General features: G+C 41.6%; 21 protein-coding genes and 1 pseudogene. 6 read left to right on the top strand and 16 right to left on the bottom strand.

Annotated elements, in window-relative coordinates:
* Window positions 1-251: 251 nt before the first annotated feature.
* Both W7W_RS0112785 and W7W_RS0112790 read left to right on the top strand, forming a co-directional pair.
* The gene (locus W7W_RS0112785; protein ID WP_010664127.1) at window positions 252-524 is read left to right on the top strand and encodes a hypothetical protein; all 273 of its coding nucleotides are present in this window, start codon (window positions 252-254) and stop codon (window positions 522-524) included.
* Window positions 525-726: 202 nt separating this feature from the next.
* Complete coding sequence (locus W7W_RS0112790; RefSeq protein ID WP_010664128.1) at window positions 727-1,062, top strand: TraR/DksA family transcriptional regulator; 336 nt, start codon at window positions 727-729, stop codon at window positions 1,060-1,062.
* A 70-nt stretch (window positions 1,063-1,132) separates the two neighbouring features.
* Here W7W_RS0112790 and W7W_RS0112795 read toward each other — a convergent pair whose 3' ends face one another.
* The 4 genes from W7W_RS0112795 to W7W_RS0112810 all read right to left on the bottom strand — a co-directional run bounded on the left by W7W_RS0112795 (window position 1,133) and on the right by W7W_RS0112810 (window position 5,216).
* Entirely contained in the window at window positions 1,133-3,190 is a 2,058-nt protein-coding gene (locus W7W_RS0112795) for a HelD family protein (RefSeq protein WP_010664129.1), read from the bottom strand.
* Window positions 3,191-3,532: 342 nt separating this feature from the next.
* Window positions 3,533-3,982, bottom strand: coding sequence for a MarR family winged helix-turn-helix transcriptional regulator (locus W7W_RS0112800; protein WP_010664130.1), 450 nt, complete (start codon window positions 3,980-3,982; stop codon window positions 3,533-3,535).
* An 18-nt stretch (window positions 3,983-4,000) separates the two neighbouring features.
* A complete protein-coding gene (locus W7W_RS0112805; RefSeq protein WP_025007156.1) occupies window positions 4,001-4,567 on the bottom strand; it encodes a YceI family protein in 567 nt (188 codons plus the stop codon).
* Window positions 4,568-4,598: 31 nt separating this feature from the next.
* Complete coding sequence (locus W7W_RS0112810; protein WP_010664132.1) at window positions 4,599-5,216, bottom strand: nitroreductase family protein; 618 nt, start codon at window positions 5,214-5,216, stop codon at window positions 4,599-4,601.
* Window positions 5,217-5,362: 146 nt separating this feature from the next.
* Between W7W_RS0112810 and W7W_RS0112815 the strand changes: the two genes are divergently transcribed.
* On the top strand, window positions 5,363-6,232 hold the full coding sequence (locus W7W_RS0112815; RefSeq protein ID WP_010664133.1) for a pirin family protein: 870 nt from the start codon (window positions 5,363-5,365) through the stop codon (window positions 6,230-6,232).
* 104 nt (window positions 6,233-6,336) lie between these two features.
* Here the strand turns inward: W7W_RS0112815 and W7W_RS0112825 are convergent, their stop codons facing one another.
* From W7W_RS0112825 to W7W_RS22205, 8 genes are all read right to left on the bottom strand, one after another.
* Window positions 6,337-8,676, bottom strand: a complete 2,340-nt coding sequence (locus W7W_RS0112825) for a glycoside hydrolase family 3 N-terminal domain-containing protein (RefSeq protein ID WP_010664134.1) — start codon at window positions 8,674-8,676, stop codon at window positions 6,337-6,339.
* Window positions 8,677-8,741: 65 nt separating this feature from the next.
* Window positions 8,742-10,955, bottom strand: a complete 2,214-nt coding sequence (locus tag W7W_RS0112830; RefSeq protein WP_010664135.1) for a glycoside hydrolase family 3 C-terminal domain-containing protein — start codon at window positions 10,953-10,955, stop codon at window positions 8,742-8,744.
* Window positions 10,956-11,222: 267 nt separating this feature from the next.
* Window positions 11,223-12,569: a voltage-gated chloride channel family protein gene (locus tag W7W_RS0112835; protein WP_010664136.1), complete on the bottom strand. Its 1,347-nt coding sequence runs from the start codon at window positions 12,567-12,569 to the stop codon at window positions 11,223-11,225.
* Between the two features lie 123 nt (window positions 12,570-12,692).
* Window positions 12,693-13,724 carry an ACR3 family arsenite efflux transporter gene (gene arsB, locus W7W_RS0112840; protein ID WP_010664137.1) on the bottom strand — a complete coding sequence of 344 codons (1,032 nt, stop codon included), beginning with the start codon at window positions 13,722-13,724 and terminating at the stop codon, window positions 12,693-12,695.
* A gap of 310 nt (window positions 13,725-14,034) precedes the next feature.
* Window positions 14,035-14,826: an arsenite methyltransferase gene (gene arsM / locus W7W_RS0112845; protein WP_010664138.1), complete on the bottom strand. Its 792-nt coding sequence runs from the start codon at window positions 14,824-14,826 to the stop codon at window positions 14,035-14,037.
* Window positions 14,823-15,248: an arsenate reductase ArsC gene (locus W7W_RS0112850; RefSeq protein WP_010664139.1), complete on the bottom strand. Its 426-nt coding sequence runs from the start codon at window positions 15,246-15,248 to the stop codon at window positions 14,823-14,825. The genes arsM and W7W_RS0112850 overlap by 4 nt, the downstream gene beginning before the upstream one ends.
* A 92-nt stretch (window positions 15,249-15,340) precedes the next feature.
* The gene (locus W7W_RS0112855) at window positions 15,341-15,673 is read right to left on the bottom strand and encodes an ArsR/SmtB family transcription factor (RefSeq protein WP_010664140.1); all 333 of its coding nucleotides are present in this window, start codon (window positions 15,671-15,673) and stop codon (window positions 15,341-15,343) included.
* Window positions 15,674-15,925: 252 nt separating this feature from the next.
* On the bottom strand, window positions 15,926-16,510 hold the full coding sequence (locus tag W7W_RS22205; RefSeq protein WP_010664141.1) for a hypothetical protein: 585 nt from the start codon (window positions 16,508-16,510) through the stop codon (window positions 15,926-15,928).
* A gap of 741 nt (window positions 16,511-17,251) precedes the next feature.
* Between W7W_RS22205 and W7W_RS22210 the strand changes: the two genes are divergently transcribed.
* The 3 genes from W7W_RS22210 to W7W_RS0112875 all read left to right on the top strand — a co-directional run bounded on the left by W7W_RS22210 (window position 17,252) and on the right by W7W_RS0112875 (window position 18,970).
* Window positions 17,252-17,584, top strand: a complete 333-nt coding sequence (locus W7W_RS22210) for an ArsR/SmtB family transcription factor (RefSeq protein WP_010664142.1) — start codon at window positions 17,252-17,254, stop codon at window positions 17,582-17,584.
* A gap of 203 nt (window positions 17,585-17,787) precedes the next feature.
* Window positions 17,788-18,177 (top strand): rhodanese-like domain-containing protein, encoded by a 390-nt coding sequence (locus tag W7W_RS0112870; RefSeq protein ID WP_010664143.1) that lies wholly within the window; start codon window positions 17,788-17,790, stop codon window positions 18,175-18,177.
* 4 nt (window positions 18,178-18,181) lie between these two features.
* Window positions 18,182-18,970, top strand: a complete 789-nt coding sequence (locus W7W_RS0112875; protein ID WP_010664144.1) for a sulfite exporter TauE/SafE family protein — start codon at window positions 18,182-18,184, stop codon at window positions 18,968-18,970.
* Between the two features lie 73 nt (window positions 18,971-19,043).
* Here the strand turns inward: W7W_RS0112875 and W7W_RS0112880 are convergent, their stop codons facing one another.
* The 4 genes and pseudogenes from W7W_RS0112880 to W7W_RS0112900 all read right to left on the bottom strand — a co-directional run bounded on the left by W7W_RS0112880 (window position 19,044) and on the right by W7W_RS0112900 (window position 22,255).
* Window positions 19,044-19,439 carry a rhodanese-like domain-containing protein gene (locus tag W7W_RS0112880; protein ID WP_010664145.1) on the bottom strand — a complete coding sequence of 132 codons (396 nt, stop codon included), beginning with the start codon at window positions 19,437-19,439 and terminating at the stop codon, window positions 19,044-19,046.
* 56 nt (window positions 19,440-19,495) lie between these two features.
* Window positions 19,496-19,621: pseudogene (locus W7W_RS24070) on the bottom strand (thioredoxin family protein); the annotation flags it as partial.
* Between the two features lie 81 nt (window positions 19,622-19,702).
* On the bottom strand, window positions 19,703-21,022 hold the full coding sequence (locus W7W_RS0112890) for a permease (RefSeq protein ID WP_010664147.1): 1,320 nt from the start codon (window positions 21,020-21,022) through the stop codon (window positions 19,703-19,705).
* A gap of 534 nt (window positions 21,023-21,556) precedes the next feature.
* Entirely contained in the window at window positions 21,557-22,255 is a 699-nt protein-coding gene (locus tag W7W_RS0112900) for an aromatic aminobenezylarsenical efflux permease ArsG family transporter (protein ID WP_010664148.1), read from the bottom strand.
* Window positions 22,256-22,266: the final 11 nt, after the last annotated feature.

Genomic DNA, 22,266 nt, shown 5'->3' on the forward strand with positions numbered 1-22,266 from the left:
GATGAATGCCTTAAATATCAAGGAGTTTAATGATTGTATAAATATTTTGTCATGTACTTAGGAATTTTATATATTAATAACGCAACCTCCACCCCACAAATTTGCCAACAACCCCAAAATCCACTAAATTAAAATGCCTATCCTCAATCATTTTTTTGATGATGGATAGGGTTAATAAATGGGAGCCCAGTCATAAGACCGGGTTTTTTTATCGTAGATAAGAAACCCAAATTCTTATTAATACTTAGTCAATGCAGAAAATTAGCTCCTCAAATATCAGCTCAAAATACCTGAAAGATTTCGAACTAAAAGACGACGGTTATTACTGGGAAACAGGAGACAGACAGATCCTCAAAAACCAGTTCCGGAAATTTAGTCGTGTGCTTGACTCATTCTCCACAGCCATGGAGTCAACTCCTCCTGAATCAAAAGAGAAGATATTGGATTATCTGGAACGAATTGCTGAAAAAACAGACAAATACCTAAAGAATAATAACCATCCGAATAGAAAAGATTCAAGCTAAAGTTTAAAATATTCTTTTGCAATTAAAGATTGCTTCCGACAGGGCCCTTGCAATAACAGATTCTCTGGTAAACCTCTGTCATATTTAAAGTAAAAGTACATCATTTCACAGCATCCAGAAGAATCATTGCAAATTGTAACAACAACCATTTGCCGGAAAAAAACAAGAAACCTATCTTAGCAAATCCACCGAAAAACGAATTATGACCAAAGACGAAAAAGAGCAATTAGTAACCATCATAGAAGCAGAAATACAGAAACTAAAGGCAAAAATAGAGGAGTTGAAACAATTCACCGAACCCATAGAACCCGACTGTGCCATAGGGCGCATCTCCCGGATGGATGCCATCAACAACAAGACAATTTTTGATGCCAGCATGCGCAACTCCAAAAACAGATTGTCGCAACTGGAACAAGTTCTGAAACTTAAAAATGACGGGATTTTTGGCATTTGCACCAAGTGTCACCAAAGTATTCCTTTTGAGAGATTAAAAATCAGACCTGAGATCCGATTCTGTGCCAATTGCCTGAAAAGATAATTTGTGTCTGTCCATAAATTACCACCTGCTTCGTTACGCTTGCCGCCAAAATACTCATTTACAATTGTAATTAATCTAACAGCAGTGGCGATTTTTCTTTTACATACATTAGATTAAGGTGGTGCATGGCACGTGTACAGGCAATATAGAGAAGGCCCCGGTCCACTTCATTGTTATAGTTGTCTGCATCTGCATCGGGGATTATAACCTGATCAAACTCTAACCCTTTGGCCATGTGAGATGAAGTAACAACCACCCCCTGTCCAAAGGCCCCTGTTTCGGCAGTCAGCAGAAGAATTCTGTCATAGGAATCTTCTAAACTCTTATAGATTCTGGCTGCCTGCTTCTGGGTTTTACACACGATACCCAGGGAATGATAGTCCGATTGTTCAAATTTATCGATTACAGCTTTGATTCTATCAGTTTGAGCACGCCTGGTTTTAAAACACTCCACCGAGGGTGCTTCTCCATGCCGCTCCACAACTTCGAGGTCACTGTCGGGCCGGATTTTTTGTGCAAAACGGGCTATTTCACTGGTAGAGCGGTAACTTTTGTTCAGTAACATACAATCAGCACCGGGAAAAACTTTTGCAATAGCATCAGAATTGGACGAACTGAAAGGATTAACAGACTGATTGGCGTCGCCCAAAATAGTCTTTTTGCAAGGAAGCAACCGCGAAAGAACTGCATACTGAACGGGCGTGTAATCCTGCATCTCGTCCACCAGCAAGTGCTTCACATGGCTGAATGATTTGAAGCCCTCCAGTTTCAGCTTCATGTATGTCAACGGAAACACATCAGGATACTCAAAGATGGAAGCACGGGCATATTTAAACATTTCAGACTCCCCCAGCCATTGATAAAAATCTTTGTAAAGTTCGCGCAAGTTGGTGATTCGAAACATATTTTTCACTTTCTTACGCAGCTCGTTTCGTTCCTTTCCGGTAATTTCATACTGATTGAAAAACAAGACGTCGCGCTCAATATGACTCACAATTTCATTGAATCTTGAAAAGATCGGCACCCGGTGTAGCGACTTGAATTTATCGGAAATGTAAGAATCCGGAATGGGATTGCGTTGCACCATCAACATCTCCGGCTCAAAGTAATTATTCTCGATGTATGTAAGATATTCATTCAGCTTATTTACGAACTCGAAAGTTGACTTGAACTGAATGCGATTTCTGAACTCCTCATCCTCCTTTTCCAACAACAAGGAAACCTGTTCAAAAAAAGTCTGAAAACGCACTTTTTTATCCAGGAGCTGATGCGCCAGCTCTTCCATGCCAATTTCAGGGATTCGCTCCTCTCCCAGCTCGGGCAATACGTTGGAGATGTAATCGGCAAAAACCTTATTGGGCGATAAAATCAGAATATCTTTGGAGGAGATAGATTCTCTAAACCGATAGAGTAAAAAAGCTATCCGGTGCAGAGCAATGGATGTTTTTCCGGAACCTGCCACCCCCTGAATAATCAGCACACGTGAATCTTCATTTCGGATGATGGCATTCTGATCACGCTGAATAGTTGCCACGATGTGCTTCATTTTGTCATCCGAAGCTTTACCCAACTCGCGCTGAAGCACCTCATCATGGATATTCAGTGAACTCTCCAGCATGTACTCCATCTCTCCAAAACGAATGCGGAATTGTCGCTTCAGGGTGATTTCTCCCTCTACTTTCCCACTGGGAGCTTCATAATATGCCGCTCCCAACTCAAAATCGTAAAACATGGAAGATACCGGTGCCCGCCAGTCGTAAACCAAATTATCTTTTTGCTCCTCATCATAATAAGGATGAACTCCAACATAAACAGGCAATGCTTTTTGAGCACCCTGCTCTTTAAAATCAAAGCGACCAAACCAGGGGGATTGCATCAGCTTGCGCAACCGTTTTTTCTTTTCCACGGCAGCCTCACCAGTCAAAGAAGACTGTCTTACCGACTGATGAACAGCCACTTTCTCCACATGGTCCATCCCGGTTTTGTGCTCCCACAGATAGTCCTTTTGAGCCTGAACTTCTTTGGCATATTCCTGCACATTTTTATCAATCCGATCGATGGCCGTTTGCAACTTTTCTTTAACTTCTTCCAGGTAGCTTCTCTCTTCTTTCTCGGTCTGATTGAACATGCCTCGGTTTTATATTTGAATGATTGGAAAAATTCTTTTCAGGAAATAAATCTGTTGAACGAGCAATGACACTAAAAAGAGTCACCGACACGCAATATAAGAAGGTTATGCAGGACACATCCTTTCCTATAAAAAATTCAGGGGGGAGTAATGCCGCAATATTTTGATAAATGTATATGCATAGAGCGACAAAAATAATAAAAAAATCACTACCAACAGGAGGCACCTATTGACTATAAATGGAGGCTTTTCATTATCTCAGAAAAAACACGTCTCAACCAATAATACTGAATTCACAATTTTATAAAAGTAAAAAAGGGTGATTTCCGGTAAAGAAGAAAATCACCCTCTGGCTTTATCCAAAAGACGGTTCAGCTCGCTAATCTCGTCAGCAGAAAGATTTGAAAGAAGATTGTCCGTTTGCTTTTCACAACTCAGCATATCGTCCAACAAGGCAAGCCCTTTAGAGGTTATCTCAATGCTCTTTTGCCTTCGGTCAGCAGGATTTTCCACTCTGGTAACCATCTTTTTTTCCAACAGCCTGTCGATAATCCTGCTCACATCCGACACCTTATCCAACATTCGCTCTTTAACAAAGCCAATTGACAAAGGCGCCTCAGAACGAAAACCACGAAGAATCCTCAAAACATTATATTGCGGTTCAGTAATGCCAAACCGTTTGAATGACTGAACCATTTCATAGCTCAGCACATTTGTAGTATATCGCAGGTTGATAAACCCTTTGTAGTATTCGTTCCGAAAGCGTCCTTTTATCTCATCTTCGATGCGCATAGCTCAACAATCCTTTGGTTACTTAACAAATAGTTCCACATTAATGAAAAATTCATCATCAATGGCTTTGTCGGCTAAATTATCAAAGAATTTTTTAGATCCGTAACGAACATCGTATAAAGTTCTATCAACCTCTATGCGCGCTTTGTATCCTTCATTGGTTGGCTGTGCCAAAAATTCAACAGGATTGGTTCTTCCTTTTATGGTAAGATTTCCATTGACTTTTATGTCAGTACCCGATTTTGATGAAGATAAAACCTCAAACCTGCTGGTTTTATGGTTTTCGACATCGAAGAAATCGGCAGACTTAAGATGTCCTTCCAACTGCTGATTCAATGACTCATCTTCAATATCTGTCACGGCAATACTTTCCATATCAATGACGAATTCTCCACCATAAATAACGTCGTCTTTAAGCACCAGACCTCCTGATTTCAGATTGATGGTTCCATCATGTGATCCACCAATTTTTCCGGCTTCCCAAGTCAGAGTACTCTTCTTTACATCTACTTCTTTAGTTTCCTGTGCCTCAACATTAACTGCAAGGACAACTGCTACTATAAAAACAAACAATAACTTCTTCATCTCTTTAAAATTTACAATTAAACCTTCATTTTCAAAATACAGTAACAATATCATCATACGACCTTCTGGGACGTCGCGGATAAAGGTCTTTCGACTCATCAGCATACCCCAGAGCAATGGCCATCACAACCTCTTCACTATCTTTAAGTCCAAAGGCTTTATGAACGCCGTCAAAATCAAGCCCGCTCATAGGATGCGAATCCACCCCAAATTCTTTGGCTGCAATCATCAACGACATAGCCAATAACCCTGCATTGCTTTCTGCAAACTTTAACTTACGCTCCTCACTGGTTCCATAGAGAAACTGCGCAGCCTGTTTGGCTCCTTCAACAATTTCTTCTCTGCCACCAACCGATTGAAGCATTTCCTCCCATACAGGATTTTCATTATTGTACCCCTCCTTGTTACCAACAACAATAAAGGTAACAGGGGCTTGAAGAATCTTCTCCTGATTATTGGCCAACTCATAAAGTTTGTTCCTGCCCTCATCTGTTTGAACCATCACAAGCCTCCAGGGCTGAAGATTAAACGCAGACGGAGCCATCACTGCCAAATCAACAATTTCTTTCACCTGCTCCTGCGAAAGTGATTTTGTTTTGTCAAAATTATTCACTGAACGACGTTCGGTAAAAAGTTTTCTTGTTTCCATATCAATAGATCTTTTTTTATTATCAATCACATTGCAAATATATGTTTTAACTTTATATGTTGCAACGCTTAATTTATTTTTTCTATTTTTTTAACAAACAAATTACTATCTTCAGAAATCATAAAATTAATTAGAACCAAAGCATTATGTCAGTAAACAACCTGATAATAGAAGAAAGAGCTGCAGACATAGGAAACTTTTTAGTAGGAAGACTACTGCCTTTTCGACGCAAAAGAGCAGTAGGACCTTTCGTTTTTATCGATCACATGGGCCCGACCTCCATGGATAAAAACCAGAACCTGAATGTTCTGCCTCATCCACATATCGGACTCTCGACCCTCACCTATCTTTTCGAAGGTTCCATCATGCATCGGGACAGCTTAGGAAATGAAGTTGAAATTAAACCGGGGGCAGTAAATTGGATGACGGCAGGAAAAGGTGTGGTACATTCCGAAAGAACCCCAGACTATCTGCGTAACGCACACAAAAGTCTCCACGGCCTGCAAATATGGGTAGCTTTGCCAAAAGAGGAGGAGGAAATCGAACCTTCTTTTACACATATCGAAGCAGATAAAATACCGGAATGGGAACAAGATGAGTTACAATTCAGACTGATTGCAGGGGAAGCATTTGGACAAAAATCACCCGTACCGGCTTTTAGCAATCTCTACATGATAGAAATCAAAAGTAAATATCCTCAAAAAGTATCGCCGGGCAAAGATTTGTATGGCGAAAGCGGAATCTATATTCTAAAAGGGAATATCACAAGCGAAGGACAAACTTACGAGTCAAAACAGTTACTAATTGCCAAAGACAGCGTTGTTTGTGAATTTGAAATGGGAGAAAATTCAACAGTTTACATTTTTGGCGGAACTCCCCTGCCGGAAGAACATTACATCGACTGGAATTTTGTCTCCTCGAGTAAAGAACGCTTAAAGCAAGCAAAAAAAGACTGGATAAAACAACTTTTCCCCAAGGTACCGGGAGAAACGGAGTTTATTCCTTATCCGGGATAAAAAGAAATAAATACAAATCAACTTTCTGATCCCCTCTTTCTCTCAAAAAAAACGGGAGTGCCCGCATGGACAATCCCGTTTTAATCTCATATTATGCAAGCTTATTAGATATTGGGAGTTTCCCATTTTTTAGTCTCAGCACAAACAACATCCACGACTTCTTCGCCAACCTGTACTTTAAAATCTCCTTCTTCCAGAATCCACTTTCCGTCAGCACCAACAAACGCGAGATCAGAACCTTTAAGGGTCATAGTAACTGTCTTTGTTTCTCCTGGCTGAATTTCAACTTTCTCGAAATTACGCAAACGACGCACATCAGGAGTCAATGAAGCCACAAGATCACTGCTAAACAGCAAAACACTTTCCTTCCCTACAACATCACCGGTATTGGTCACGTCCACAGTAAAAGTCAGCTCGTCTCCGGCTGTAAAGGAGGATTTATCCACAGAAAGATTGCTGTAATCGAAATCGGTATAGCTCAAACCATAACCAAATGCCCATTGAAACGACATCTGAGAATTGTAGTTGTATGCACCTTCCATCATACCGGTTTGCTCGCTGGGTTTGTAATCATAACTGCCCAACGAATTCACTGCTTTAGGATAAGAGAACGGCAGCTTACCGCTGAAATTCACATCACCACTAACCAAATTGGCCAAAGCATCACCACCAAAGTTTCCGGGCAACATCACATTTACCACAGCATCTGCCAACGGTTCAATTTCACTTAATACACGAGGACGACCACTGTTAATCACCAATACAATTGGTTTGCCGGTCTTGCTCAGGGCTTTAACCAGATTAAGTTGATTCTCTGACAAAGTCAGATCATTCAGATTTCCGGGCGTTTCACAATAGGAGTTTTCACCAATGCAGGCAAAAATCATATCCACATTACGTGCAGCCGCAACAGCCTTTTCGATTTCAGGCTCATTCTCTTCCCAGTACTGGCCATCATTATCGTATGTTACACCGGGTTCATAAACCACTTTACTGCTTCCAAATCTGGCTTTAAAAGCCTCCTGAATGGTATTGTGCTTTGCAGCAAATTTATCAGCACCTGTTCCCTGCCACGTGTAAGACCATCCACCATTTAATGTACGCATTGAGTTGGCGTTGGGGCCTGTAACCAAAATCCTCTTCCCGTCAACCAAAGGCAAGACATCGTCCTCATTTTTCAACAATACGATAGATTCTTCAGCAGCCTGCAAAGCAGCTTTACCAAATTCCTCACCTCCAAACAACGGGAAATCTTCCACCTCGTAAACGGGAGTTTCAAAAAGTCCCAAACGATACTTCATCCGTAATACACGACGAACCGCATCATCGATACGACTCATCTTCACTTCTCCATCTTCCACCAATTCTTTCAAAAGAACACAGAAATCCCAGTTATACGGTTCCATTGCCATATCGATACCGGCATTGATGGCCTGTTTAATGGCGTCTTTTTTGTCGGCTGCAGTTTTCTCTCTTGTATAAAGATTATTGATATCAGCCCAATCGGTAACAACCATTCCATCCCAATTCAGATCTTCTTTAAGCCATTCAGTCAATAATTCATAACTGGCATGCACAGGCACTCCATTAACAGAACCAGAGTTCACCATAACACTTAAAGCTCCTGCTTCTATGGCTTCCTTGAAAGGGGCAAAATGCTTTTCACGTAACTGTTGTTCACTGATAATTGCAGGAGTCCGGTCTTTCCCTGAAACAGACGCACCATATCCCATATAATGCTTCATACAAACAGCAATTTGCTCTTTACCAACATTATTGGGATCATCCCCCTGGTGCCCAATAACAGCTTCGTGGGCCATTTCTGCATTCAATAACGCATCTTCACCGTAATTTTCCCACATACGCGGCCAGCGCGCATCACGCCCAAGGTCAACCGTTGGTGCAAAAGTCCAGGGTACACTACCCGCTTTAGTTTCATAAGCTGTTATCTCTCCACCTCTATGAACCAAAGAGCGGTTAAAGGTTGCCCCCATATTCAGTGTCTGAGGAAACATTGTACCATCCAGAATATAGGTAGAGCCATGAATCTGATCCAATCCGTAAATAGCCGGGATACCAATTTCCTCCAGAGATTTTTCCTGAATTTTACTGATGATCTCATGCCATTTATCTCTGGTCTGAGCAGTGGTTCCGGGAGTATTTAGAATAGAACCCACTTTGTATTTTCCAATTACTGTATCCAACAATGCCTCGCTCAATTGGAAATCACCTTGATGAACCGATCCGGGAACACCCAATACGTCGATAGTCAACTGAGTCATTTGCCCGATTTTTTCTTCAAGAGTCATTTCGCTAAGCAAAGCCTCCACTTTCTGCTCAATCTCTGCATCTTTGGGAATTGCAGGCTCTGCACTTTTTTGAGGTGAAGAGTTGCACGCCTGCAAAAACGCAACAGCAAGTAAAAAAATAAAAATTCGTTTCATGGTTTTATTAGTTATTTAGTTTGAAAGTGTAAATATAACACGGAAGATTGAATTTCCTATGAGATCTACCTAAGCTCAAACTTAATTTTGTCTTTAACCTCGGCTGATGAAGCCCCGACAAGAGCCTCAAACTCGCCGGATTCGGCAACCCACTCATGCGTATCTGCATCAAAAAAGCTTAAAGCAGATTTATCGATGGTAAAAGTGACTGATTTTGTCTCTCCGGGTTGCAATGAAACTTTTTTAAATGCTTTCAATTCCTTCGCAGGACGAGGCAACGAAGATTTCAAATCACTGATAAACAACTGCACAATCTCGGCTCCTTCCCGTTTACCGGTATTTGTAACATCTACCGAGAAAGTAAGCTTACCCTCCGGGATCATCACTTTTTTATCAGCAGATACTTTCCCATACTTGAAAGTAGTATAACTCAACCCATGACCAAAGCTAAAAAGTGGTTCAATATTTTCTTTTTCCTGCCATCTATATCCCACAAAGATGCCTTCATTATAATGAACTTGCCCGTCTTCTCCGGGGAATTCACCAATAGAATGAGCTGAATTATCTTCCAGTTTCACCGGGAAAGTAAAAGGCAACTTACCGGAAGGGTTGGCATCACCAACAAGAACGGACGCCAGGGCACTCCCGGTCTCAGATCCAAGGAACCATCCCTGCACAATAGCAGGCACTTCATCCACCCATGGCATAGCTACAGCGTTCCCCGAGATATTAACCACCACCAGCTTTTTATTGACATCCGCTAGTTTTCGAATCAATTCATCCTGGTAGTATGGCAAATCCAATCCCAGACGATCGGCTCCTTCACTATCCTGATGCTGGCTCTTATTCAGACCTCCAACAAAAATCACCACGTCGGCATCCTGAGCAACCTCAAGGGCTTCTTTTGTCAATTCTTCCGGCGATCGGTCGTCGGACAAGTTCTGACCGGTAACCACCCCGTTGTAACTTCCGCTGGCATCCCCCACATATCCTCGTGCATAAACGACCTCGGCTTTATCTCCAACTCGGTTTCGCATGCCGTCCAAAGGAGAAATTTCATACAAAGCCTTCAGCGAAGAACTTCCTCCTCCCACAGTCATCATTTTAATGGCATTCTCACCGATAACAGCAATTTTATCGGTTTTATTCAAGTCAATGGGCAATGTGTTTTTTTCATTTTTCAGTAACACAATTCCCTCTTCAGCAATTTTCCTTGCTGCTGCAGCATGCTCAGGGCTTCCCATTGACCCCCAGGGCTTGTTTCGGTTCATTGCAGTCCGGAAATTCAATCGCAAAACATTGCGAACTTTTTGATCCAGCTCTTCTGTTCCAACCTCTCCTTTTTTAATCAATTCCCGATAAGGATTGGCGAGATGATAATTGTCGTAAGAGTTGGTAGCTCCCATGGTCAGTCCGTCTGTCCAGGTACCGAATTCCAGGTCGAGTCCGTTTTTAATGGCCTCCATCGTATTGTGAACACCCCCCCAGTCGGAAACTACAGCTCCGTCAAAGCCCCACTCGTTGCGGAGAATTTCGACAAGGAGACGCTCATTGTGGCATCCCTGTTGATTTTGATACCGGTTATATGACCCCATAATGGCCCAGGCGCCTCCTTCCTGAACAGCAGCTTTAAAAGCAGGAAGATAAATTTCGTATAAAGCACGATCGTCCACATTCACATTAATGGTGTGACGATCTGTCTCCTGATTATTCAACGCATAGTGCTTTACACAGGCTGCTACACCATTTTGCTGAACCCCTTTAATGTAAGGAACGACCATTTGCGAAGCCAGGTAAGGATCTTCCCCCATATATTCGAAGTTACGGCCATTGAGCGGAGAGCGATAGATATTAATTCCAGGTCCCAACAACACATCCTTTTCACGGTAACGGGCTTCCTCACCAATGGATTGTCCGTAAAGCAGAGACAAATCCTCGTTCCATGTTGAGGCCAGACATGTAAGCGCCGGAAATGCAATACAAGAGTCGTTGGTCCACCCTGCCTGCTCCCATTCATCCCAAAGAACCTCGGGACGAATACCATGAGGCCCGTCAGTCATCCATAGTTCCGGAATTCCCAGGCGGGCGACTCCGGGTGAGCTAAATTTTGATTGTGCATGGACAATGGCAATTTTCTCGTCCAGCGTCATACGTGAAAGAGCATCTTCAACACGGTCTTCAATAGGTTTGGTGTCGTCAAGATAGATGGCCTTTTTCTCCTGACTATTTGCAGCCATAGCAAATAGAAGCAAAAGAGATACCAATTTAATCGTTTTCATAGTAGTTTTTATTTGTTTGTGTTTTAGAGTTTGGCAAGATAAAGGGAAATGTACAAAGAAAAATAATGCGCGTATAAAAAGTAGTTATTCATAAAGATTTGATTGATCCCAAACCTACTTCAAATGCGACAGAAACCTTGTTTTTAAACGTTTTATAAATTATCAGAAGAGAAAAATCAGCTCGTGAAAAAGTAGAAAAAATAGAGTTCAAAACAGCAATACAATAGTACTTTCATCATTAAAAACAACAAATTTACAAAAACCATACTACCGATTCATCTTCTTTTTTCGAGCACTTTTCAAGGTAGAACCCCTCTCAATAGAAGGATCGATATCTCCCTTGGAAATATCGATCCTTTGAGAACTGTAAATCCCCGAATGCCCACTGAAGTAATACGCGACAAAAGAAGCTACGGCAAAATAAAGAATATGTTCACCTCCAAACAATTCCACACCCATAATGGTGCAAGCCATTGGGGTGTTGGTAGCCCCGGCAAAAACCGCAATAAAACCAATCGCAGCAAATAACGGGACAGGATTGCCCGTGATCATAGCAATGGAATTACCCAGAGTGGCCCCGATGAAAAACAAAGGAGTCACTTCTCCCCCCTTAAATCCGGTACTCAGGGTAATTGCTGTCAGCAATAGTTTCCAAAACCAACTGAATGTATCGGCTCCTCCGATTTTAAAGGAATTTACAATGGAAACTCCATCCCCGTCGGGAGAATAAACGCCCAATCCCAGATAGTCGCGCGTCCCTAACAAAAATGAGATTCCTAAAACCAGTGCTGCTCCAATCACGGGTATTAGGAATTTTTGTTGAATATACTTATTGGCAAAATGCTTGATTTGATGCGATAACTCGGAAAATCCAAAACTTGCCAATCCGAAAAAGATACCCGCCAGTATCACCCATAATAACAGCGATAAATCAAAATGTAAAAAAGAAGTTCCTGAAGTAACGGCCTCATGGAAATCAATTTGATAATGCGTATGTGTGATTCCATAAGCTGTACAGACGATATGCGACATCACCGAAGCAAAGAAAGCAGGTAACAATGCATCGTACTTGATACGTCCAATAGCCATAACCTCCAGGGCAAAAATAGTTCCGGCAACAGGAGTTCCAAACACCCCGCCAAAACCCGCGGCCATCCCTGAGATCAACAAAATCCTGAAATCACCCTGATTCAATTTAAAGATCTTTCCCAACCAGTGAGCCATACTCCCACCAATCTGAATGGCTGTACCCTCACGGCCGGCCGATCCGCCAAACAAGTGAGTTACAACCGTCGTTATCAGCACAAAGGGAGCCATTCGCACGGGAATTCCACCTCCCGGTTTGTGAATCTCATCCATCACCAGATTGTTTCCGGCTTCAGCATTCTTCCCTTTAAACCGATAAAGTGCGACGATTAAGATCCCGGCAACAGGCAACAGGTAAATCAGCCATCCGTTTTCCCATCGCAAATGAGTCGCTTTTTCAAGTAAGAAAAGAAACAAGGCCACCAGAGAACCTGAGGCAAGAGCAACCGGAATTGTCAGTAAGAACCACTTGACAACGTATTTTAGTATATTAAACTGATCAAATGATTGCTGGATTTTTTTTATCATTTTCTATTTCTGAGCGATAAATCTCAAAATAATACATCAATTCAACAAAAGTAATGAAAAAAGCGCCAACCAAACGATGAATTGCTTTGCGCTTTCCGGCTATATTATAATCTTACACTTTGGTTAATATTTCCACTTATTCGCCAGTGCAACTAACGACAACATCACCGGGACTTCAACCAGTACCCCTACCACAGTTACAAGTGCTGCGGGCGATTGCAACCCAAAAAGTGAAATAGCCACAGCCACCGCAAGTTCAAAGAAGTTACTGGCCCCAATCATTGCTGCAGGAGAACATACCGGATGCGACAATTTCAGCCTCTTACCGGCAAACCAGGTGATGAAAAAAATAAAATAGGTCTGAATAACCAAAGGCACCGCCGCAAGAAGAATAATAAAGGGATTATTCAGAATGTTCTGCCCCTGAAAAGCGAAAAGTAACACCAGCGTAACCAGAAGAGCTACAATACTTACAGGTTTCAATTTCGGAAGAAAAACATTTTTAAACCATTCTTTTCCGTGACTCTTAAGCAGAATCTTTTGCGTAAGAACACCTGCAACAAGGGGAACTACAACAAAAATCAATACACTGGCCACCAATGTATCATAAGGAATGGAAATATTCGTGATACCCAAAAGCAATCCGACAATGGGTACAAAAGCCACCAGTATAATCAAATCATTAATAGAAACCTGAACCAGCGTATAATTAGGATCCCCATTTGTAAGATACGACCAAACAAACACCATTGCTGTACAGGGTGCCGCTCCAAGAATTATGGCTCCTGAAATATACTCACCGGCCATTTCGGGTTCTATCCAGGCCTGATAAAGCTGAGAAAAGAACAACCAGGCAAAAAATGCCATGGTAAAAGGTTTGATAAGCCAGTTTACAACAAGTGTCAGCACGACTCCTTTGGGGCGCTTTCCGATTTTTTTAATGCTTGAAAAATCAACCTGAAGCATCATCGGGTAAATCATCAGCCAGATGAGGATAGCAACCGGAATATTGACTTTGGCAATTTCCAGGCTGCTGATGATCTCGATGGAATCTCCGGCGAAATGACCAATACCTATTCCACCAAGTATGCCCAAGGCAACCCAAATGGTGAGATATTTTTCAAAAAATCCTATTTTTCGTTTTTGTGTACTCATAACGTATAAATTTTACCCTATGCGCTAAAAAGCAAAGTTTTATTTCAGTTTTATCAACTTAACCTGATTTATTGACTTCGTCGATCTTCGATTCATGAATTATCGTTGTGAGATGTTCAAATATCAAGAAATACAAGTAACAGCAATCAAATTTGGCTTGAAAACAGTTCACTATTTCCTGCTTCAAATTTGATGAGGACACTTTTTTTCGCAAATAATTGGACATTGTAACAGGTAAATTTGTGAATTAATCAGGTTTAATCATTCTGATTCAAAGCTGTGAGAGAGCTTTTCTTAAATTGACTGACAATTACTTCTTTGCATACAGTGTAATGCTATAAATCCCGTTCTCTGATTGCTTAAATGCTTCAAGTTCCTTCGGACTGATATGATAAAGCAACGTTTCATCCGACAAAACAATTTCTTTCTCCTTCTGAACGGTTATTCCCGAAAATCCCTGCTTTTCAACAATGGAAATATACTCCTCTTTATTAATGGCTCCGGATACACAACCGGCATACATCTCTGCATCCTTTTTCAGGCCTTCCGGCAACTTTCCTTTTATCACCACATCAGAAATGGAAAAGTGTCCCATGGGCTTGAGAACCCTGAATATCTCTGAGAAAGCTTTTTGCTTATCTGGTACCAGATTAAGCACACAGTTACTAATCACCACATCGAAAGAAGCATCAGGCAGTGGCATCTCTTCAATATCACCTTTCACAAATTCAATGTTCCTAAAGCCTGTTTTCTTTAAATTCTCATTGGCTTTATGAATCATTTCATCCGTGAAATCCAGCCCGGTAACTTTTCCGTTATCTCCTGCCTGAGTTCTGGCCACGAAGCAGTCATTGCCGGCTCCACTGCCCAAATCCAGTACATGGTCTCCGTCTTTTATGCCTGCATATTCGGTTGGCAGACCACATCCAAGGCCAAGGTCTGCTTCTTTATTGTACCCCTCCTGTCCGGAATAATCATCATTGAACACTGAATAATCGACATCCCCTTCACAACAACCAGTCTCACCACAACAGGAACCACCTTTTTGGGCTATCCTGCCATATTTATCCTGAACAATCAACTTCAAATCTTGTGGATTCATAACTGCGGTTCTATTTCTTCTTTGTAAAACTTGTTAAAGGTCTCTTTTATCTCTTCACGAACACGAATAAATTCGCTCCTGATGAATTCATCGGTTCCTGTAGCATGAGACGGGTCATCAAAGCCCATGTGCAGGCGATGCTCCACTTTTCCCATGAAAACAGGACAGTTCTCGTTGGCTCCTCCACAAACAGTGATCACGTAATCCCATTCATCTCCCAAATATTTCTCCACAGAATCAGAAGTATGGTGACTTATGTCAATACCAATCTCTTTCATTGCTTTCACTGCATTGGCATTGAGCTTACCCGAAGCTTCTGTACCTGCAGAACGTACATATAAATCTTTATTAAAGGATTGCATAAAGCCGTGTGCCATTTGGCTGCGACAACTGTTTCCGGTACATAAAATAAGAATTTTCATATTTCTTCTGTTTTATTTTTATACATGAAATTAAAAAACGAGAAGGGATAAAAAATGGGACTAAAAAAAAAGATTCGGTCCAAAAATAAGAATCACCCACACTTCAAATTGTCCACATCTATCTCTTTCAAAAATGCCTCACTCATTTCTTTCAACTTCTTCACTTTTTCAGGATTCAGACAGTAATTAGTATGCTTACCATTCACATGTCCCTGAATAAGTCCGGCCTTCTTCAATTCCGACAGATGTTGATTGACAGTGGTTCGACTAAGTGGCAATTCTTCCGATATATCTCCGGTGATGCACACTTTGGTTTCGGCAAGATAACCCAATATCTGAAGGCGCGCGGGATGCCCCAAAGCCTTATACAGGAGGGCTGCATCCTGTAAATCAGCATCAAACAATGTGCTTTTTGCAAGTACCATAACTCAAGTATTTGACGCAAATATACGTCACATTTACAAACAGACGTAATTATACGTCATATTTTTTAAAATCATTCCATTAAATTGTTAGAAGAATTATCTACGATGAGCGCAAGAACACGAAGCAGATTTATGGCTTGCGGCATATCGGGATGCTGTACAACCAGAAATAATCAAAACCAGACAAATCATTGCTAAGGGAAAGAATTTCCTACCGGTAATATGGCTGCCATAATTTCTCATATCTTTCAATTAAGGCAAAGGACTCCCAACTGCAATATCACATCTGTGCCATGGTTGACCGTGAGGAGGATTGATACGAGGTTTTTCTCCTGTTGCAGGAGCAGCGGAAGATGAACTTCGACGTAAATTCAGACGTTTGGCGTTTTCCACGGTTGGAGCCATGGGGTTATTTGCAAGATCTGTTGCAGTGGGTCTGGCCGGATGACTGGTTGTCCCGGCAGGAGAATTCAGCGGAGCGCCCACAGGAATATCGCACCGATGATTCGGCTCTCCATGAGGTGGATTTAACATTACCTCAGATTCTTTTTTTGCAGTTTCCGATTCGGAATTCAGTGGAGCTCCCACCGGAATATCACAACGGTGATTCGGCTCACCATGAGGCGGGTTTAGCATTACTTCAGAGTTGCTTTCTTCTGCGATTTGCGGTTCAACCTCACCAAGACCAGCGCTCTCCGTTGAATCCACCTGTACTTCTGAATTTATATTCTGATTCATTCCCTGTGGGGGAAATTCTTTGGTTTCTTTAGAATTTTGATTTGCCTGATTGCAGGATAAGAGGGAAAAAAATATTATTGCAATTAAGATAATCTTCATAAGTAAATTTTTTTTCGTTAAGTCTATTTTCCGGATACCAAACCAAAATGAACACTACTTATATTCGTCTCTTAATGTTTGCCGGAGTAATCCCGGGAAAACAGAAAATCCATTGCGTGTGGCTATAATTAGTGCCCGTCTATAAAGTCCGGAAAGTTTGTAAAAAGTCATGTGCCAGGTCAGAAAGTGCCAATTGCAATGCCTGCCCCGATATCATCGGGGCTTTTCGAAGCCGCCAAATACCGAGTTTACTTGGGTAAACGAGCATTTTGGCGGCAGGCGTAACGATGCAAATGGTACTTCATGGACAAACACTAATTAAGGGACTTAAATCCAGTCTTATTTCAACACCAAAAATGTCATAAAGTTTAAGCGAACAACAAAGAAATAACTCCTGATGCTTAGTATTAAATATAATCCATATATTTGTTTTCCTATTTGGCAAATTAGCCAATTAGTTCATTTAGTATTCGACTCTGAATTGTTTAAAACAACATTAAGACCTAAACCGGACAATTCGGAACCAAACAGGTAAAAGAAGGTTGAGACTGAGGCTGAGATGATACCAATCTTATGACCAAAGCCAAACCAACCAGCACCAAATGAATTTTAAAGCTGAAAAAAATCAAAACCACCGGAGTTCTTGAGGCAATAATTTTACAGAAAGTGGCAAATAAAATTTTGCCAAAAAAACACGAATTGTCAGGGTTAAGCCCCTAACAATTACAAAGCGAAAATATTATGAACCAAGACATTGTTAACCAATATCAAAATGAAGCCGATATTTTTCGAGCTTTATCACACCCCACAAGACTTTTCATCCTTCAATCCATAAAAAAAAGGTCCTATTCCGTGTCACAACTTGCGGAAATGGTTGGAATTGACATATCTACCATGTCCAAACATCTGGATTTATTAAAAAGATATAAACTCATCAAAGGAACCAAAGAACGAAATACGGTTTATTATCAATTAACAATACCATGTTTGTTTGATTTTATAGGTTGCGCCAGGAAAATAACTGGTTGCCCGGATGAATGTAAAAAGGTTCAATGCAGTGCAAAAGAAATATAGCCTGGTCTATTCATAAGTTTTCGTCATGAGATGTTTAAATACCAATAAATACGGGTAACCGCAAAGAAAATTGATGAAGGGAATAATAATTTATTTTCAAGTCAATTTTATTGAGGACGCCTGTATTTAGCCGGTAGTTGAACATTGTAATAGATAATTTATGAATAGTTCAGGATAGAATCAAAAACCAAATTAAGATAAAAATGAACGAATTAGAAAAAACCATCCAAACCATGGATTTCCAGTATTTTGCAACCGGCCAACATAAAGTTGAGCCGGAAGCATTCCTGAAAACCGAAAAAGCATTGCTGTTAGATGTCCGTTCGAAAGAGGAAATGGAGACAGTACAATTCCCCCTTAAACACCACGTTGATTTACTCGAAATCCCGGCACATGAGATTCCTTCCAGAATTGAAGAAATTCCTAAAGACAAATTCTTAGGTGTTTTTTGTTCTTCAGGCGTCCGATGTGTCATGATATTTCTTTACCTGAAGAGCAAAGGATTTGAGCAGGTAAGGATTTTGGAAGGTGGTTACACAAAACTTTTCCAGGCCCTGATGCCCGGGAAAATTTACAAACATCTAAACCAATAGCGCTATGAGTATCTGGATATTAGGCCTGATAATATTTGGCATTGCGGCGCTCATGACAACAACCGGCCGGGGGGGAGGAAACTTTTATGTCCTCACCCTGGCCCTGACGGGCATTGCAATGCACGAAGCTGCTACAACCGGCCAGTTTATCCTGATTGCATCTTCAGTGACAGCCACGTTCTTTTTTGGCAAAAAAAAGGTTACCGACTGGAAGTTGGTGCTGCATATCGGAGGAATAACACTGGTTTCGGCCTTTCTGGGTGGATTTTTTTCAGACGTGTTTGGCAGCCAAATGCTGAAAATTATTTTTGCCGTGTTTATTGCCATTGCCTCCATTTTAATGCTGAAACCGGTAAAGGAAGGTCCAAAACAAAACAGCAAATTCAGGGTTAAACTAAGATCGGGAGCAATCACTTATCACATCAACCTGTTCATCTTTATCCCAATTGTGCTCATCACCGGCTTTGTTTCGGGAATGGTGGGCATTTCTGGCGGTTCGTTCCTGGTTCCGTTGATGGTTCTTGGCGTGGGCGTCCCCATGCACATCGCTGTTGGCACCTCCACCACTCTGGTGATGATAACTGCTACAGCTGGTTTCCTGGGACACATGAGCACTGGTCATTTTGACCCGTCACTGGCTTTTCCGCTGGCAATTGCAGGTGCTATTGGAGGCTATTTGGGGACACACATGACGGTAAAAATCCCATCCAAGAAACTGAAACTTATTTTTGCCGGAACTTCGCTTCTGGCAGCTTTGATAATGGTTCTAAATACTTTAGCATCCGGCACATAACCTCTGGCCACATTCCGGTCGTTGATTACAAGCGTCGGAAGAATCCAGGTTTTATAATAGGTCATTAGACAAATCAACACCCGTTACATCCTCCGGTACAATTACATCCTTTCCCTGAATCGATAATGCTATCCCATGGAAAACCTTTGGCTTTCCAAGCCAAAATGCCACCATCGAGATTAAATGCCGACGGATATCCCTGTCGGTTTAGCAAGTTGACGATTTTGCTGCTTCGCACTCCGGCACGGCACACCACAATAATTGTTTGTTCTTTATAAATAGTTTCCAGGCGTTCTATGAAAACCGACATGGGATGGTATTCAACCCGGTCATGATCAATCCAGTCAATATCGGTTTCATAACTTTCGCGTACATCAATTAAGATTGTATCCGGGTTGTCAAGCAACGTAAAAGCCTCTTCGGGACTGATATGCCTGACCCCTTCGATGTGAAATTCCTGTATTCTCATAACACCAGCTTTCCGGCTTTAATATTGCAACATTCGGTCTGGTTTTTTTTATCGCTTCATTTTCCATCTTCCAGCCAATTTTTTAAAGTGATTTTGGTAGAAATTTTCCCTTGTGACAGTACTTTTCCTTCCACAACCAAAGCGGGAGTCATCATCACACCGAATTTTCCTATTTCAGCGAAGTCAGTTACTTTCTAAACCTTTGCATTAATTCCGTTTTCATCTATCAATTCCTTACAAAGATTTTCAAGCTTAATATAATACTAATAAAAGGTTCCGAAAAGAAGCCCTGAGACGGTAGCCATAACCACCACAAGTCCGATATAAACCAAAGTTTTTTGCGTTCCCATCACCCCTCGAATCACCAGCATGTTGGGTAATGACAATGACGGTCCGGCCAGCAACAGTGCCAAAGCGGGACCTTTTCCCATTCCTGCAGCCATCAATCCCTGCAGAATAGGGACTTCGGTAAGAGTTGCAAAATACATGAACGCACCGACAATAGAGGCAAAAAAGTTGGAAAACAATGAATTACCACCAACCAATGAGGTAATCCAGCTTTCGGGAATAATTCCGGCCATAGCAGTATCGTCATGCGTAGAACCCAGTAAAAAACCGGCTGTTACCACACCAATAGCCAGAAGTGGCATAATCTGTTTGGTAAAGTCCCAGGCAGACATTGTCCACTCCCGGTTTTCGTCATGTTTTTTATCGGTAAGTGTAATAATACTCAAAGCTGCAATACCAACTACCATCGGCACAAGTGGCGAAGTGGTCAGAAAAGCTGATGCGGCAGTTGCAATAACACCAAGTGCTACATACTGCCATCTCAGTTTCAGAATAAAAATAAGTGAGAAAACTAATAATATAGAAAAGAAAGAGGTAATGTACCACTTATTGGCCCACAACCAGTAAAAACCACCACTGGTCACATCATCACCGGGTTTTCCCCAGTTGGCAAAAACCAAAATCAGTACCAGCGTAAAAAAGTGAAAGGCCGTTTGCCACATGGGACGTTCTTCCGGGACATCAGGAAAATTCAACTGCTCTTCCCGCTTTACTTTCTCTTCCTTGCGATAAATGAGCGACATTGCAGAACCGATTACTACGGCAAAAACCACTGCACCAATGATTCGGGCAATCCCCATTTCAATTCCTAAAATACGGGCAGTAAGAATAATGGCCAGGATATTGATAGCAGGGCCGCTGTACAAAAAAGCAATGGCAGGTCCTAATCCGGCACCCCGTTTATGAATACTAGAAAAAAGCGGCAGTATCGTACAACTACAAACAGCCAGAATGGTTCCGGAAACCGATGCTACGGTATAAGCCACCCATTTTTTTGCTTTGGCGCCGAAGTATTTCATCACCGCACCCTGGCTAACGAATACAGCAATTACCCCGGCTATAAAGAAAGCAGGCAACAAACATAGTATCACATGTTCCTGCGCATACCATTTGGTCAGGTCGAAGGTAGCCATGATGGCTTCCTGAAAACGGGCACTGTCCAATGGCATAAAAAAGGCAAAAAGAAATACTGCTATAATCCAGCCTAATATTTTTAGTTCTTTTTTTATTTCCATGATTTTAAGTTTTGGATCCCAAAATCCTATGGAAGGACTTTGGGGTTCTGAGTTGAGACGCACGATCGTGCGTCTTTACTAATTAGTGTTTGTCTATAAAGTCCAACTTCCGCGTTGTTGTTCAAAATCTAAATCCTCAAATACATTAGTATTCTGCGGTTTAGTTTTTTCATACGCCTTGAATTTGAACTTTCTATCTCAAACACTTGAAAAACGCTTAGTTTATGGACAGACTCTAATTATGCGTCTGTCCAAAAAGTCACGTTTGCTTCCCCGAAGGATGGGGCAGGCTTTGCAAACGCAACTTCCTGAACCGACACAGCTCCAATTAAAATTTTTCCCGACTTTATAGACGGGCACAAATTATGTGTCGGAGGCTTCCCTTCAAAGGGGGCAGAAGATAGCGGAAATAGTTTTTTGTTTTTGAAACGTCAAACTCAATCTCAGCCTTAACCTCAGCCTTAGCCCCAGTCTCTAAACCTTGAATCATTCGTAATTTTACGAACAATATCCACAAAAAAAGGGCGACTTATTTTACAGCAGCAACAAAACCGTATAATAAACCCCAACACCGATAAACAAAGCAGCGACTACCCGGCGAAACCAGATTTCAAAGGTCTTTAATTTATTATAGGTACTCCCGATTGATCCTACCGAGAATGCTATGAGCCACGCAAAAACAATGACCGGAATACCGGTTCCCAGAGCAAAGATGATTGGTAAATAAAGTCCGCTTACACTGGAAACAGTCATGGGAATAAGCATCCCAAAGTAAAGCACACCGCTATAAGGACAAAATGCCAGTGCAAAAACAATTCCCAGCAGCAAGACGCCCCAGAAACCTTTTCCCGATTGGTCTTGCATTTTATCAGAAATAGAGCCGAGACCCGGAATCTTAATATTGATAATGCCCAACATCAGGAGACCAATTAATATCAACACCGGACCAATCACTTTTTCGCCCCATTCCTGAATAAAACCGGCAAACTCAAACTGACTGGCTCCAAAAAAGAACAACAATCCGATTCCAGTATAGGAGACACTTCGACCAAGCGTGTAAACCAATCCATTAATGAAAACCTGCTTCTGGCTCTCCATATCTTTACTGATAAACCCGATGGCCGTAATATTAGTGGCCAAAGGACAAGGGCTGATGGCAGTCATCAGCCCAAGTAAAAATGCGGTAAGCAACGGAAGCTCTGTATTTTCAAGGAGGTTTTGTAACAATTCCATGAAAAATATCT

It is taken from the genome of Marinilabilia salmonicolor JCM 21150 (assembly GCF_000259075.1).
Classification (GTDB): Bacteria; Bacteroidota; Bacteroidia; order Bacteroidales; family Marinilabiliaceae; genus Marinilabilia; species Marinilabilia salmonicolor.

Excerpts from the sequence above, each read along its gene's own strand:
- W7W_RS0112785 (WP_010664127.1), top strand. The coding sequence starts at position 252 with ATGCAGAAAATTAGCTCCTCAAATATCAGCTCAAAATACCTGAAAGAT.
- W7W_RS0112790 (WP_010664128.1), top strand. The coding sequence starts at position 727 with ATGACCAAAGACGAAAAAGAGCAATTAGTAACCATCATAGAAGCAGAA.
- W7W_RS0112795 (WP_010664129.1), bottom strand. The coding sequence starts at position 3,190 with ATGTTCAATCAGACCGAGAAAGAAGAGAGAAGCTACCTGGAAGAAGTT.
- W7W_RS0112800 (WP_010664130.1), bottom strand. The coding sequence starts at position 3,982 with ATGCGCATCGAAGATGAGATAAAAGGACGCTTTCGGAACGAATACTAC.
- W7W_RS0112805 (WP_025007156.1), bottom strand. The coding sequence starts at position 4,567 with ATGAAGAAGTTATTGTTTGTTTTTATAGTAGCAGTTGTCCTTGCAGTT.
- W7W_RS0112810 (WP_010664132.1), bottom strand. The coding sequence starts at position 5,216 with ATGGAAACAAGAAAACTTTTTACCGAACGTCGTTCAGTGAATAATTTT.
- W7W_RS0112815 (WP_010664133.1), top strand. The coding sequence starts at position 5,363 with ATGTCAGTAAACAACCTGATAATAGAAGAAAGAGCTGCAGACATAGGA.
- W7W_RS0112825 (WP_010664134.1), bottom strand. The coding sequence starts at position 8,676 with ATGAAACGAATTTTTATTTTTTTACTTGCTGTTGCGTTTTTGCAGGCG.
- W7W_RS0112830 (WP_010664135.1), bottom strand. The coding sequence starts at position 10,955 with ATGAAAACGATTAAATTGGTATCTCTTTTGCTTCTATTTGCTATGGCT.
- W7W_RS0112835 (WP_010664136.1), bottom strand. The coding sequence starts at position 12,569 with ATGATAAAAAAAATCCAGCAATCATTTGATCAGTTTAATATACTAAAA.
- arsB (WP_010664137.1), bottom strand. The coding sequence starts at position 13,724 with ATGAGTACACAAAAACGAAAAATAGGATTTTTTGAAAAATATCTCACC.
- arsM (WP_010664138.1), bottom strand. The coding sequence starts at position 14,826 with ATGAATCCACAAGATTTGAAGTTGATTGTTCAGGATAAATATGGCAGG.
- W7W_RS0112850 (WP_010664139.1), bottom strand. The coding sequence starts at position 15,248 with ATGAAAATTCTTATTTTATGTACCGGAAACAGTTGTCGCAGCCAAATG.
- W7W_RS0112855 (WP_010664140.1), bottom strand. The coding sequence starts at position 15,673 with ATGGTACTTGCAAAAAGCACATTGTTTGATGCTGATTTACAGGATGCA.
- W7W_RS22205 (WP_010664141.1), bottom strand. The coding sequence starts at position 16,510 with ATGAAGATTATCTTAATTGCAATAATATTTTTTTCCCTCTTATCCTGC.
- W7W_RS22210 (WP_010664142.1), top strand. The coding sequence starts at position 17,252 with ATGAACCAAGACATTGTTAACCAATATCAAAATGAAGCCGATATTTTT.
- W7W_RS0112870 (WP_010664143.1), top strand. The coding sequence starts at position 17,788 with ATGAACGAATTAGAAAAAACCATCCAAACCATGGATTTCCAGTATTTT.
- W7W_RS0112875 (WP_010664144.1), top strand. The coding sequence starts at position 18,182 with ATGAGTATCTGGATATTAGGCCTGATAATATTTGGCATTGCGGCGCTC.
- W7W_RS0112880 (WP_010664145.1), bottom strand. The coding sequence starts at position 19,439 with ATGAGAATACAGGAATTTCACATCGAAGGGGTCAGGCATATCAGTCCC.
- W7W_RS0112890 (WP_010664147.1), bottom strand. The coding sequence starts at position 21,022 with ATGGAAATAAAAAAAGAACTAAAAATATTAGGCTGGATTATAGCAGTA.
- W7W_RS0112900 (WP_010664148.1), bottom strand. The coding sequence starts at position 22,255 with ATGGAATTGTTACAAAACCTCCTTGAAAATACAGAGCTTCCGTTGCTT.